The 12334-nt window shown below is 71.2% G+C and carries 10 protein-coding genes and 3 pseudogenes; 4 read left to right on the top strand and 9 right to left on the bottom strand.

The window, feature by feature from the left end; translation table 11 throughout:
• Positions 1-46 precede the first annotated feature (46 nt).
• A complete protein-coding gene (locus ACZ63F_RS10285; protein ID WP_217560213.1) occupies positions 47-571 on the top strand; it encodes a hypothetical protein in 525 nt (174 codons plus the stop codon).
• Between the two features lie 350 nt (positions 572-921).
• Entirely contained in the window at positions 922-2283 is a 1362-nt protein-coding gene (glnA, locus tag ACZ63F_RS10290; RefSeq protein ID WP_093503759.1) for a type I glutamate--ammonia ligase, read from the top strand.
• Positions 2284-2580: 297 nt separating this feature from the next.
• Here glnA and ACZ63F_RS10295 read toward each other — a convergent pair.
• The 5 genes and pseudogenes from ACZ63F_RS10295 to ACZ63F_RS10315 all read right to left on the bottom strand — a co-directional run.
• Positions 2581-2755, bottom strand: a pseudogene (locus ACZ63F_RS10295) (TetR/AcrR family transcriptional regulator); the annotation flags it as partial.
• A 66-nt stretch (positions 2756-2821) separates the two neighbouring features.
• Positions 2822-3910 carry a catalase family protein gene (locus tag ACZ63F_RS10300; protein ID WP_469710038.1) on the bottom strand — a complete coding sequence of 363 codons (1089 nt, stop codon included), beginning with the start codon at positions 3908-3910 and terminating at the stop codon, positions 2822-2824.
• Between the two features lie 24 nt (positions 3911-3934).
• Entirely contained in the window at positions 3935-5275 is a 1341-nt protein-coding gene (locus tag ACZ63F_RS10305) for a Dyp-type peroxidase (protein ID WP_469710039.1), read from the bottom strand.
• A 17-nt stretch (positions 5276-5292) separates the two neighbouring features.
• A complete protein-coding gene (locus ACZ63F_RS10310) occupies positions 5293-5901 on the bottom strand; it encodes a hypothetical protein (protein WP_469710040.1) in 609 nt (202 codons plus the stop codon).
• Between the two features lie 270 nt (positions 5902-6171).
• Positions 6172-6540 (bottom strand): annotated as a pseudogene (locus ACZ63F_RS10315) (hypothetical protein); the annotation flags it as partial.
• A gap of 128 nt (positions 6541-6668) precedes the next feature.
• Between ACZ63F_RS10315 and ACZ63F_RS10320 the strand changes: the two are divergent.
• Positions 6669-6755, top strand: a pseudogene (locus ACZ63F_RS10320) (glutamine synthetase); the annotation flags it as partial.
• A gap of 34 nt (positions 6756-6789) precedes the next feature.
• Here ACZ63F_RS10320 and ACZ63F_RS10325 read toward each other — a convergent pair.
• The 4 genes from ACZ63F_RS10325 to ACZ63F_RS10340 form a co-directional block, all read right to left on the bottom strand.
• Positions 6790-7956: a PP2C family protein-serine/threonine phosphatase gene (locus ACZ63F_RS10325; RefSeq protein WP_469710041.1), complete on the bottom strand. Its 1167-nt coding sequence runs from the start codon at positions 7954-7956 to the stop codon at positions 6790-6792.
• Between the two features lie 100 nt (positions 7957-8056).
• Entirely contained in the window at positions 8057-9076 is a 1020-nt protein-coding gene (locus ACZ63F_RS10330) for a TolB family protein (RefSeq protein ID WP_469710042.1), read from the bottom strand.
• Positions 9073-10347 (bottom strand): MFS transporter, encoded by a 1275-nt coding sequence (locus tag ACZ63F_RS10335; RefSeq protein ID WP_469710043.1) that lies wholly within the window; start codon positions 10345-10347, stop codon positions 9073-9075. The genes ACZ63F_RS10330 and ACZ63F_RS10335 overlap by 4 nt, the downstream gene beginning before the upstream one ends.
• Before the next feature lies 1 nt (position 10348).
• Positions 10349-11221, bottom strand: a complete 873-nt coding sequence (locus ACZ63F_RS10340) for an alkaline phosphatase family protein (protein WP_469710515.1) — start codon at positions 11219-11221, stop codon at positions 10349-10351.
• A gap of 163 nt (positions 11222-11384) precedes the next feature.
• Here ACZ63F_RS10340 and ACZ63F_RS10345 point away from each other — a divergent pair, with 163 nt between their 5' ends.
• A complete protein-coding gene (locus tag ACZ63F_RS10345; RefSeq protein ID WP_469710044.1) occupies positions 11385-12311 on the top strand; it encodes a DUF72 domain-containing protein in 927 nt (308 codons plus the stop codon).
• Positions 12312-12334: the final 23 nt, after the last annotated feature.

The following is a 12334-nucleotide window of genomic DNA, read 5'->3' on the forward strand; positions in this document are numbered from 1 at the left end:
CGACCGCCCGGAACTCCTGCCGGGCACCCCCACCGGGAGATCCCTCGTGCCCCGAATATCCCGCTCCCTGGTCACCGCCCTCTCCTCCCTCGCCCTGGCCGCCGCCGGCCTCACGGTCGCCGCCGGCACCGCGCACGCGCAGAGCTGCAGCCAGGACTACCTCCCCCTGCCCGACCCCAGCTGTCAGCCCGGCGACTTCAACCCGGACGTCACCCAGTCCACCATCGACTCCACCATCTGCGTCTCCGGGTGGACCGCGACCGTCCGGCCGTCCAGCTCCTACACCACCGCGCTGAAGAAGAAGCAGATCGTCGAGTACGGCTACACGGACACCAGCACCTCCGACTACGAGGAGGACCACTTCGTCCCCCTCGAACTCGGCGGCGCCCCCAAGAGCGAGCTCAACCTCTGGCCCGAGCCGGAGTACGGCACCAAGACCGCCGCCAACAAGGACACCGTCGAGAACAAGCTCAAGAAGGCCGTCTGCGCCGGCACCGTCACCCTCGCCGACGCCCAGGACGCGATCGTCACGGACTGGACGACCGCGCTGTCCGACCTCGGCCTGAGCTGATCCCGTCCATCCGACGCGGGGCCGGCCTCTCCCCCCGGGAGCGGCCGGCCTCTTTCATGCCGGCCAGGGGCCACGCCCTTGGTGGTGACCGGGCGTGCTGCCGCGGTGGCGGTCACCGGCCTGACGCCCGGGAAACCGGATCGGCCATTACGGATGTCGGTCCGAGCAGGCAAGATGGGCGGCAGGGCAGGACACCTGCCGGACGAGAGCCGTTCAGGCCGAGGTCGCTGGCGCGATCAAGGTGCGCAACGCGCGTGAAATGCTGTTGTGGTGTGATGCTCAGGTGCCCGACCGCCTCCTGCGCGACAGGAAGACAGGCGGCCTGACCAGCAAGGATGGGGAAGCGGAAGATGGACAAGCAGCAGGAGTTCGTGCTCCGGACCTTGGAGGAGCGCGACATCCGGTTCGTACGCCTGTGGTTCACGGACGTGCTGGGCTTCCTCAAGTCCGTCGCCGTGGCCCCGGCCGAGCTTGAACAGGCCTTCGACGAGGGCATCGGCTTCGACGGCTCCGCCATCGAGGGCTTCGCCCGCGTCTACGAGTCCGACATGATCGCCAAGCCGGACCCGTCCACCTTCCAGGTCCTCCCGTGGCGCGCGGAGACCCCCGGCACGGCCCGCATGTTCTGCGACATCCTCATGCCGGACGGCTCCCCGTCCTTCGCGGACCCCCGGTACGTCCTCAAGCGCGCCCTGGCCCGCACCTCCGACCTCGGCTTCACCTTCTACACCCACCCCGAGATCGAGTTCTTCCTCCTGAAGGACCGCCCGCTGGACGGCTCCCGCCCGACCCCTGCCGACAACTCGGGCTACTTCGACCACACGCCCACCAACGTCGGCATGGACTTCCGCCGCCAGGCGATCACCATGCTGGAGTCGATGGGCATCTCCGTGGAGTTCTCCCACCACGAGGGCGCCCCCGGCCAGCAGGAGATCGACCTGCGCTACGCCGACGCGCTCTCCACGGCGGACAACATCATGACGTTCCGCCTCGTCATGAAGCAGGTCGCGCTGGAGCAGGGCGTCCAGGCGACCTTCATGCCGAAGCCGTTCTCCGAGCACCCCGGCTCCGGCATGCACACCCACCTCTCCCTCTTCGAGGGCGACCGCAACGCGTTCTACGAGTCGGGCGCGGAGTTCCAGCTCTCCAAGGTCGGCCGCTCCTTCATCGCCGGCCTGCTCAAGCACGCCGCCGAGATCTCCGCGGTCACCAACCAGTGGGTGAACTCCTACAAGCGCATCTGGGGCGGCTCCGAGCGCACGGCCGGCGCGGGCGGCGAGGCCCCCTCCTACATCTGCTGGGGCCACAACAACCGCAGCGCCCTGGTCCGCGTCCCGATGTACAAGCCCGGCAAGACCGGCTCGGCGCGCGTCGAGGTCCGCTCGATCGACTCCGGCGCCAACCCGTACCTGGCCTACGCCGTCCTCCTCGCCGCCGGCCTCAAGGGCATCGAGGAGGGCTACGAGCTCCCGCCCGGCGCCGAGGACGACGTCTGGGCCCTCTCCAACGCCGAGCGCCGCGCCATGGGCATCGAGCCCCTCCCGCAGAACCTCGGCGAGGCCCTCACCCTCATGGAGAACAGCGACCTGGTCGCCGACACCCTGGGCGAACACGTCTTCGACTTCTTCCTGCGCAACAAGCGCCAGGAGTGGGAGGAGTACCGCTCCGAGGTGACCGCCTTCGAGCTGCGGAAGAACCTGCCGGTGCTGTAGGCGCGGGTCAGAGCGGGTTTATCGCTGATCGGACGAGTGGGGCCGACGGTACGCGACCGTCGGCCCCACTCCGCCTGACTGCCCTTGGGCCGTCTGTGGGCCGTCCGGCACCGGATTGGCCCCCTCGTACAGGCGGTCCACGGCCATGCGAGCGCGCGCGTCGCTGTTCGGTATGTGCAGCCATCCGGAATCGAAGTCGATTTCGTCGACGGGTAGCCCGAAGATCTCCCTCGAGCGCGGCCGCTCATTCGATCGGGAGGCTACGGCGCCGAAAGCCCCAGCGTCTCGACCATACCTGGAGGCGCGCGCCAGCTCCTCCAGGGTGATGTCGGGATTCCGCCCCAGCTCCTGACGGGCGGTGGCCAGGATGCGCGCCCGGTTGGACCGGGCGTTGCGTCGCTGGGGCACGCGGCCGACGGCCTGGGACACGAGGAACCTCGAAGAAGCCGGAAGGGAGAACGGACTTCTCCACTCTGGCATGCAGGCCACGACCGATCCGCGGCTGCATCCGGGATCGGTCGGCCTGGACAGGCCGGAATCAGGCGGGCAGTTCCTTGATGTCGGAGGGCTCCTGCGGCTCGATTCCATTGAAGTGGTGCCGGAAGTCACTGGAGGCGGGGTACGCGGCGCGGCGGGAGCGCATGATCGAGCCCAGTGGGCGGTGGGCCTCCAGGGCGTGCCAGGGGCTGAAGGAAAGGACGTCGTCGGCGTAGCGGCGGCGGGCGTCGCTGTAGGCGTCCTGGGCGGGCAGATGCAGCACGGCCACGGTCTGGTGCGGTGACAGTTCCTCGGGCCACAGGACCGAGGCGTCCTCCACCGGCATCCGGTCGATGTCCGTGCACAGCTGGGCACGGATGTCGTACTCGGCGCTGTTGTGTGCGAAGAAGTCGATGACGAGGTCGCGCAGGGCCGACTCGCCGGCCTTTTTGTCGACGTGGCTGCCGGTGAGGGCCCTGACGTCCGCCGAGCGGGGCGCGGCGGACATCTTCGCGACGTGGTCGCCGTAGCGCAGCGCGGCCATGGAATGGAAGGTCTCGCCGAGGATGTGGTCGTTGGCGGCGGCCAGGGTCTCGACAGCGGGCGGAAGAGGACGTCCGACGCGCGTGAGGGCCTTGGCGGCCACTCGCGCAGCCGCGCCGGTGAGCTGAAGCTGCTGGTCGCTCTGCCGGGGTTGTTTCTCCAGGAGGCCCTGGAGTTTGGCGTATTCGGCGATGTTGCCGAAGGGCAGGGTGGGGTGGTTGACGAGGAGGAAGTCCTGGGTGGTGAAGCCGTCGTCGAGGGCACGGGACCCGGGGGCGCCGATCACCTTCATCGCGAGGCCGCGCTGAACGGGTACCTGGTCGGAGCGCAGGTCGCCGGGGGCGGAGGAGAAGCGGACGATGACCGGGTAGGTGGCCGGTTCGGCGAAGAGGCCCTGGGCGAGGTGGGCGGGCAGGCCGGGCTGGATGCGCAGCTCGCCGGCGAGGACGCCGTGGCTCTTGGCGTGGGCGTCGCGTAGGCCGTGGCGGTGTTTGTCGGCGACCTGCTGGTTGGCCTTGCCCATGGCCGCGACGACCTGGCGGACGAGTTCGTCCTCGTTCGGAAAGGGCTGTTCGAGGTCGGGGCTGTAGCGGACGTACGAGGTCATGGGGATCTCCGCGCGAGGTGGGGGTCAGTTGCTGCCGAGCCAGCGGATGGCGGACAGGCTGGGCATGAAGAAGTACTCGCCGCCGAGGAGGGTGTTGAAGGACTGGATGTTCTGCACCCGGCGAGGCGGGGTCCCGGGCACGGTGAAGTAGGCGCCCTTGTCCTGGAGCGAGATCATCGGGTCCTTCTCCTTGCCCAGGCCCATGAAGTTGCCGGAGCCGACCCATTCGCTCTGCAGGAACTCGACGTTGTCGATGGCCCGGGCACCGAGGGCGATGAAGTCCAGGCCGCGCGGTGTGCCGTCGTCCTTGAGACGATCCGGCGGCAGCGGAGTGCCGTAGGAGGTGCCGCGCCGGATGATCCGGCGGATGTTGACGTCGGTGAGGACCGTCAGCTTGGTGTCGCGCGGGTTCATCCGGCGGATGTGGGAGCCGAGCGGGGTGCGCAGTCCGCGAGGGTCGGCGGAGTAGTCGAAGTCGTTGATCCGGGTCGGGTCTTCGCCGATCGCGGGCGTGTCGCGGTCGGGCGAGAGGGCGAGAGGTGCGCCGCTGCGCCAGCGGCCGACCAACTTGGCGGCCAGCAGCTCGCGTTCGGCCTCGGTGGAGGCGTTGTCGTGCAGCCACTTGTTGAAGGCCGCGACGTGGGAGTGGTACTTGCGGAAGACGACGTAGGTGCCGTTGCGGCCCAGGACGTCCGGAGCCGGCACGGGCAGCGGCACACCGGCCTCGCTCGGGTAGCCGAGGACGAACTCACCGGCCTTGATGGGCCGTCCGTCGCCCGGCAGAGGTTCGGCGCCACTGCCTTCGACCACCGGCTGGCTGAAGCCGTCCCGGTAGCCGAAGACGTTGAACCCGTCGGCCGCGAAGTCCTGGTGCGACAGCAGCTTCACGCCCGGGACCTCGCCCAGTTCCTTCTCGTAGGCGGCGACTTCGGCCCGCCAGTCGTCCTCGCTCGCGGCGAACACCGTGACGGCCACGTGCACGCGCGGGGTGCCGAAGGGGAACTCCCAACGGTCCGGCGCGTTCACGCCCGTGTCCCGCAGCCGCTCGGCGCGGGCCGCCATCCCGGCACGGAAGTTGGCCGGGAAGGAGGCCAGTGAGGTCTCCGGCAGCCCCAGCGCTACCAGTCCCTGGTAGCTGAGGGCGAGGGCCAGCCAGGACGGCTGCGGTTCGTCCCAGCGCGCCGCCGAGGTCACCCTCGGCGCCAGTCGGCGCAGCAGTTCCCTGCCCGCGGCCGGTTCGGTGATCTCCAGGATCGCGTGGGTGCCGAAGTAGGGCTCGGGCCGGGCCCGCAGCACGGTCGCCTGGATGTCGTCGAGATCCAGGGTGGGTGGGCGGCGCAACCGCCGGAACAGCGGGGAAGGCATGGTGCGCCTGCCTGCCTTCAGTTGAGGTCCGACAGGAAACGCTGCACGGCGGCCTCCTGCCGCTTGAGCCGGTGGCCCTCCGCGACGGTGAGGTTGGGGTGGGCGACGAACCACGCCTCCGCCGGGATCTGGTACTTGACGATGAACTCCTTCACGTCCGGCGAGGTGATCCCGGGCCAGCCCTCGACGTTGCTGAACAGGTAGTCCATGAACTCGGGGATCTTGGTGGCGAAGTCGTCGATGTAGGGGTCCCACTCGCCGTCGAAGGCGGTCGCGAACAGCAGCTTCGTGTCGTTGTCGAGGAACACGAACCGCATGTTGTGAAGGGTGCCGACCTGACCGGCGCCCGCCAGGTTCCCGCCGACCAGGCCGAAGAACTTCCGCAGCCGTTCGGCGCCGTTCGGCTTCAGCGGCAGGATCGTCGTCAGCTCGGACACCTCGCCGCTCTTGGCGCCGATCCGGCCGGCGGTGGTGACGGCGTGTTCGGCCATCTCCTCCTTGTCGGCAAGGATCTCGGCGGCCTTGAGCTTGAGGGCGATCTTGGCGTCCGACAGTGCGGTCTCGACCTTCTCACGGACCGCATCGGGGAACTGCTGGAACTTCGCATGCAGGGCGTTCTCGCTCATGGCGCCTCTCCTTGGGCGTGGGCGGCAACACTTCAAATACCGCCGCAAACAGGCCATCGCAGGGTGGTGGCCAAACGGGACGACGCCCGACTCCTGACCACTGCCGCATAATTGATTACATCATCAGTTTGCCGCTTCGGCTTGTCAACGCGCTACTCGCAGGTAGTCACACCTCTTCGACCCTGCGTCCGACGTCGCTGACGTCTTCGCCTTCCCCAGCCCGGACCGCCCCGGCTGCCTGGTACTCGTCCCCGATGTGTTCCCGGGCTCCTCGACCCGAGAAGCGGAGGCGCTGTCCCAGCCCAGCACCACCGCCGCGCGCCGGGCACCCAGCCCATCGGCTCCCGCCCCCAGGGCGGCGGCCATCAATGCCTGGTAGTCCACCGACAGCACCTGAGCCCCGGCCGCGTCGTCCCGGTGAGGCACCGCCCGGCGTGGTCCCACCGGCTTCCGCTGCGACACGAGGGCCACGGCGGGTGCATCCTCCTCGACGAGCGCCTCCAGATACTGCTAAAGGCCGATCACACGGCGCCTGAGCACCTCCTCCGCCTCCGCCAAAGCCGCACGCACTCGCTCCAGCTCGGCTTCGAGAACCTCTACCCGCACCGCCGCGGCCTTCTGTCTGCCGTGCTGCTGCAAGGCGGGGCCGTCTCTGGGCCGTCGAAGGGCGGCCCAGAGCGACCGACAACGACCAATGACGGCCGTTCGATCACAGGCCAGCGCTGCGCCAACGTCGATCGCACGAGGTCGCTCCGGGCCGACGTCACTTCCTGCGCAACAAGCGCCAGGAGTGGGAGGAGTACCGCAGCGAGGTCACCGCCTTCGAGCTGCGGAAGAACCTGCCGGTGCTGTAGGCGCCGGTAGCCGCGGGCGGGGGTGCGGCGCTCGTCAGGAGGCCGTCCCGGCGCGCTGGAGGACGATCATGGCCAGGTCGTCGTCGAGGCGGCCGCCCGTGTACGCGCGGACGTCCGCCGCGAGCTGTTCGACGAGCGGGCCGGGTGCCTGGTCCGCCCAGGCCGTGGCCCGCTCGGCGAGCGGGTAGAAGTCGCCGTCCGCGTTCCGGGCCTCGCTGACGCCGTCCGTGTACAGGACCAGCCGGTGGCCGTGCTCGAACGGGAAGGTCGCCGGTGTGTAGCAGCCGCCGGCGCTCTCCGTGCAGTCCACGCCGGCCGGCCACACTCCGAGGCCGAGCGGGGGCGACGGCTCCGGGACCGCCAGTGCCAGCGCCGACCTGGTGCGGCCGCGCAGCAGGAGGGGCGGCGGGTGCCCGCAGCTGATCAGGTGCACCACGGGCTCGTCGTCCGGGATGTCCATGACGGCGGCGGTCACGAAGCGCTCGGCGGGGTCCTCGGTGGGTTCCGAGAACTCCGCGAGCCCCCACCGGACGGCGTCCTCGATGTAGGCGACCAGCTCCGGCAGCGGGATCCGGCGGTGTGCGGCGGCACGGAAGGCGCCGAGCACGATCGCCGTGTCGCTGATCGAGGGGAGCCCCTTGCCCCGGACGTCCCCGATGAGCAGCCGTGTGCAGCCGGGGATCCGGGCGGCGGCGTACAGGTCGCCGCCGATGGCCGTGTCCGCCTCGGCGCTGCGGTAGTGCGAGGCGAGGGAGACGGGTCCGGCCTGCTTCGGCAACGGCCGCAGGACGACCCGTTGGGCCGCGTCGGACACCGAGCGCGCCCTGACGAGTTCCAGCTCCCGGCGGTCCCGCAGGCGGGTGAAGAGGACGAAGAAGATGCAGACGGCGCAGAGCGCGGCGAGTTCGACGAGAACGTTCTCGGTGACCAGGACCCGCCGTTCCAGGCCGGCGCAGACGAGCGCGAGGACCGCCAGCGCCCCGATCAGCGCGGTGGCGCGGGGCCCGCTGCCGACCGCGGTGACCGCCACGGCGACGACGAGGAGGTGGGCGAGGTGGATGTCCGGCGGCAGGAACCAGTCCGCCACCGGGATCGCGACGATCAGCAGGATAGGCCCAGCCAGCCGCAGCGGCCCCGGCGCGTAGCGGCGCCATGCCCGCATGGTGTCGACCACGGACGTCGAGATCGTCGCTGCGCTCACGTCGTGCTCCGGTACTCGTCTGCTGCTCCTGCTACAACCAACCCATGGTCGCATGCCGCCCATTCCCCCTATTCCGGAAATCGGAACAACGGGAACGAGGTCAGTCCACGTACGCCGGTGACACCGCCGAGACACTGATCCGCCGCGCCGTGCCCGTGCCGTCCGCCGGGACCTGGTACAGGTCCGCCCCGTAGTCGCCCGGCAGGGCGTAGACGACGGTGTGCGCGTCCTTCCACACCGCCTGGTCGTCGACGCTGCGGGTCTCGGCGAGCGGGGTCTCGCGCATCGTGCGGAGGTCGAGGACGTAGAGGCGCCAGGGCGCGTCCTTCGGCAGGCCCGGTACCCGCTTCTTGTACGCGATCCGGGTGCCGTCGGGGGAGAGCGAGGGGCATTCCACGTTCGGGTGGAGGGTGGTGAGCGTGCGGGTGCGCAGGTCGCCCCGGACCAGGTAGGTCGAGCCCTTCGTCGCCAGGGTCGCGTAGAAGGTGTGGTCGTCGGAGGCGAAGGTCACGCCCCAGAGGTTGACGTCCGAGGACCGGTAGGGACGGCCGTCCCTGACGATGCGGAACGCCTCCAGGGAGGGGACCAGGGTGCCGGTGCGGGTGTCGGCGATCGCCGTGCGGGTCGAGAAGTTCGTGCCCGCGTAGGAGTCGCCGCCCACGAACGCCGTCCAGGCCGCGTAGTGCCCGGTGGGCGAGACGCGGGCGCGGGACGGGATGCCCGGGACGTCGTAGTGGGCCCGTTCCTTCAGGTGCGCGTCCAGGATCAGGGCGCGGTAGGTGTCCGAGACCGGGCCGTGGACCGCCTGGAGGCAGACGCCGGTGCCCGCGGCGGCGTAGAAGCGGAGGCATTTCACGCCGGAGGAGGTGCGCGGGCCGCCGGGTGCGCCGGCGGGGACCGTGGTCAGTTCGTCGCGGTGCGGGCCCCAGGCCATGTTGCGGAAGACCATGCGGCCGGGGTCCGTCAGGGTCACCGTTCCGGGGGTGACCCTCGGGCCGCCGGCCTGGGTGTGGTCGCGGCGCTCCGCCCGCGCGGAGGCGTGCAGGACGGAGGCCAGGGCGACGGCCGCGAGGACCGCGAGCGCCGAGAGGAGGATGAGGAGGCGGGAGCGCAGGGTCATGCGGCGGCCTTCCGGAAGGGGCGGAGGGTGAGGGCGTACACCGCGCACACCGCCAGGGCCACCGCCGACACGCTCAGCGCCGTACGGTCGCCCCACAGCGTCCAGGCCGCCCCGAACCCCAGCGAGCAGGCGAACCGCGCCCCCGCCTGCCCCGTCTGGACCAGTGCCAGGCCCGAGGAGCGCAGCGCCTCGGGGACGCTGTCGGAGGCGGCCGCCATCAGGACGCCGTCGGTCGCCGCGTAGAACGTGCCGTGCAGGGCCAGTACCGCGCAGGGCAGGGCCGGGCCGTGCCAGGACGTGAGCAGCAGGGCGTAGGCCAGGAGCAGGGCGCCGTGCCCGGCCAGGAAGACGCGCCAGCGGCCCCAGCGGTCCGCGAGGCGGCCCAGCGGGACGGCCAGCAGGAGGAACGCGGCCGCGGTGCCGAGGGGGAGCAGGGCGAACCAGCGGTCCGGGACGCCGAGCCGGCGCTGCAGAAGGAGGTAGACGAAGGAGTCGCTGACCGTCGCGAGGCCCAGGAGCAGGGCGCAGACGGTGATGCGGCGCAGGTCGCGGTGGGAGAGGAGGCCGAGGGCCGCGCGCAGGGTGGGGCGGGCGGCGGACGCGGCCGGCTCGGTGCGGCCGCCGCCCGGCACGAACAGGACGAGGATCAGCACGCCCAGGACCGCCACGCAGAAGCTGACCGTGAAGACCGCGTCGTAGCCGTCCACGGTCGCCCGCAGGATCAGGAAGGCGGCCAGGGGGCCGAGCAGCGCGCCCGCCGTGTCCATCGCGCGGTGCACGCCGAAGGCGCGGCCCCGGGTCTCCGGGGTGCTGGAGAGGGAGATCAGCGCGTCCCGGGGCGCGGTGCGCAGGCCCTTGCCGGTGCGGTCGGCCGCCAGGACCAGGCCGATGGGGGTGAGGGTGTGGGCGATCAGCAGCAGGGGTTTGCAGAGGGCCGACAGGGCGTAGCCCGCGCCCGCCACCCACTTGTGGCGGCCGCCGCCGCGGTCGGCCAGGTGGCCGCCGACCAGGCGTACGACCGCCGAGAAGCCGTTGTAGACGCCGTCGAGGAGGCCGAAGCCCAGGGGGGACAGGCCGAGGCCCGCCACCAGGTACAGCGGGAGGACCGCCGTGACCATCTCGGAGGAGACGTCCGTGACCAGGCTGACCGTGCCGAGGGCGAGGACGGTGGGCGCGATCGTGGAGCGGTACCGCCCGGCCCGCGGGGGCCGGGCGGTACCTTCCACGGACGCCGTCGCCGGAGTGCTCGCGCGGCTGTCCGCTACGTACACGTCAGGACGCCCAGATCCCGGTGATGTCGGACGAGGACGCCGCGTTGCCCGCGTGCGCGCTCAGGCCCTGGCTGTCCTCCAGGGTGCGCAGCAGGTCGTAGTGGTCGTACGTGGTGGACGAGGACGAGCCCGCGGCGACCGGCTGGCCGTACAGGACGGTCGGGATGCGGTTGCCGGAGAGCTGGTTGTCCTCGTCCATGGTGACGACGAGGAGGCTGTTGTGGGTCTTCGCCCAGGTGGCGTACGCGCCCAGGTTGTTCTTCAGCCAGGTGTCACCGGTGGACACCGAGCAGTCGTGCATGTCGCTGCACAGGTTGGGGACCACGAAGGACAGCTGGGGGAGGGTGGAGTAGTCGGTGGGGAACTGGGCGAACGTCTTCGCGGTCGACGTCGGGACGTTGCTGAAGCCGAACCACGGGTTGTGCTTGCGCGCGTAGTTGCCGCTGCTGCACGTGGTCGAGCCCTGGCTGGGCAGGCTCTCGTTGTAGCTGGCCCAGGTGCGGCCGGCCGCGAGCTGCTCGGAGGCCAGGTTCGCCGCCGAGGAGAAGCCGGGCGTGTAGCAGCTGTCGCTCGTGATGCCCTGGGTGGAGCCGGAGAACAGGGCGAAGTAGTTGGGCTGGCTCGGGTGGGTCTCGGCGTACATCTGGGTCAGGTTGGCGCCGCCGGACTTCAGCGAGTTGATGTACGGGGCGCTTGAGGAGCCGATGACCTGGCTGTAGGCGTGGTTCTCGAAGACCACGACGATCACGTGGTCCGGGGTCGGTACGGCACTCGCGGCGTGCGCGGACGCCCCGCCGAGGCCGGTCCACAGGCCGACCGCGGCCGCGGTGAAGGCGGTGGCGGACGCCATCGCCGTACGGGCACGGCGCAGCATCCCGGTACGTGCGGAACTGCCGGACACATCAACCTCCGGGGGAGAGGACGGAGAAGAAGGGCTGGCGGTGCGCAAAGAGCATGCACACGCCAAGACTCCCACGGCTCACGGAATCCGCCCCCCGGGGGTGAAGAGCCGGTGAACGCCGGGTACGTGCGCCCCCATGGCACGCATCCTCGTGGGCACCTGTGGCTGGACCGACCGCGCCCTGGTGGCGAGCGGCTGGTACCCGCCCGGCAGGCGCGATCCGGAAGGCCGGCTGCGCCACTACGCCGGCCAATTCCCCGTCGCCGAGGCCGACTCCCCCTACTACGCCCTCCCGTCCGCCCGCACCACCCGGCTGTGGGCGGACCGCACCCCGGCCGGCTTCCGCTTCGACGTCAAGGCGTTCTCCCTCCTCACCGGCCACCCGACCCGCCCGGCCGCGCTCCCCGCCGACCTGCGCGGCCGCCCCCGTGACGAAGGCCTGCGCGCGGAGGTCTGGGCCCGCTACGCCGAGGCCGTCGACCCCCTGCGACGCTCCGGCCGCCTGGGCACCCTCCTCTTCCAGTATCCGCCCTCCCTGACTCCCGGACCCGACGCGGAGGCGTTCGTGCGGGCCGCCAGGGAGCGCGCCCGCGACTGGCCCTTCGCGGTGGAGTTCCGCGACCCCGCCTGGTGGCGCGGCGAGCGTACGGCGGCGTTCCTGCGGGACCTGGACGCCACCGCCGTGGCCGTGGACACGGCCCCGGACCTGCCCGGCTCCCTCCCTCCGACGGCCCAGGTCACCACCCCCCGGCTGGCGGTCGTCCGCTTCCACGGCCGCAGCCCCCACTGGGGCACCGGCACCAAGGAGGACCGCTTCCGCCACACCTACACCGTCCCCGAACTCACGGAGTGGCTGCCGCGCGTGCGCGCCCTGGCCGAGCAGGCCGAAGAGGTCCACGTCCTGTTCAACAACTGCTGCGCGGACAGCGCCGTGCGGGCGGCACGGACGATGGCGGACCTGCTCACGGCCCGGCTGCCGCAGCAGCGCGGCACCCCCTGCGCCGGGCGGCCGCCGGGTCCCACCGACCACGCGACCGAAGCCGGCCGCGGCCGATCCGGCTAGGCTCGTCTGGCCAGCATGATCGT

It is taken from the genome of Streptomyces sp. NPDC104761 (genome assembly GCF_055583445.1).

Excerpts from the sequence above, each read along its gene's own strand:
- glnA (WP_093503759.1), top strand. The coding sequence starts at position 922 with ATGGACAAGCAGCAGGAGTTCGTGCTCCGGACCTTGGAGGAGCGCGAC.
- ACZ63F_RS10300 (WP_469710038.1), bottom strand. The coding sequence starts at position 3,910 with ATGACCTCGTACGTCCGCTACAGCCCCGACCTCGAACAGCCCTTTCCG.
- ACZ63F_RS10305 (WP_469710039.1), bottom strand. The coding sequence starts at position 5,275 with ATGCCTTCCCCGCTGTTCCGGCGGTTGCGCCGCCCACCCACCCTGGAT.
- ACZ63F_RS10310 (WP_469710040.1), bottom strand. The coding sequence starts at position 5,901 with ATGAGCGAGAACGCCCTGCATGCGAAGTTCCAGCAGTTCCCCGATGCG.
- ACZ63F_RS10330 (WP_469710042.1), bottom strand. The coding sequence starts at position 9,076 with ATGACCCTGCGCTCCCGCCTCCTCATCCTCCTCTCGGCGCTCGCGGTC.
- ACZ63F_RS10340 (WP_469710515.1), bottom strand. The coding sequence starts at position 11,221 with ATGCTGCGCCGTGCCCGTACGGCGATGGCGTCCGCCACCGCCTTCACC.
- ACZ63F_RS10345 (WP_469710044.1), top strand. The coding sequence starts at position 11,385 with ATGGCACGCATCCTCGTGGGCACCTGTGGCTGGACCGACCGCGCCCTG.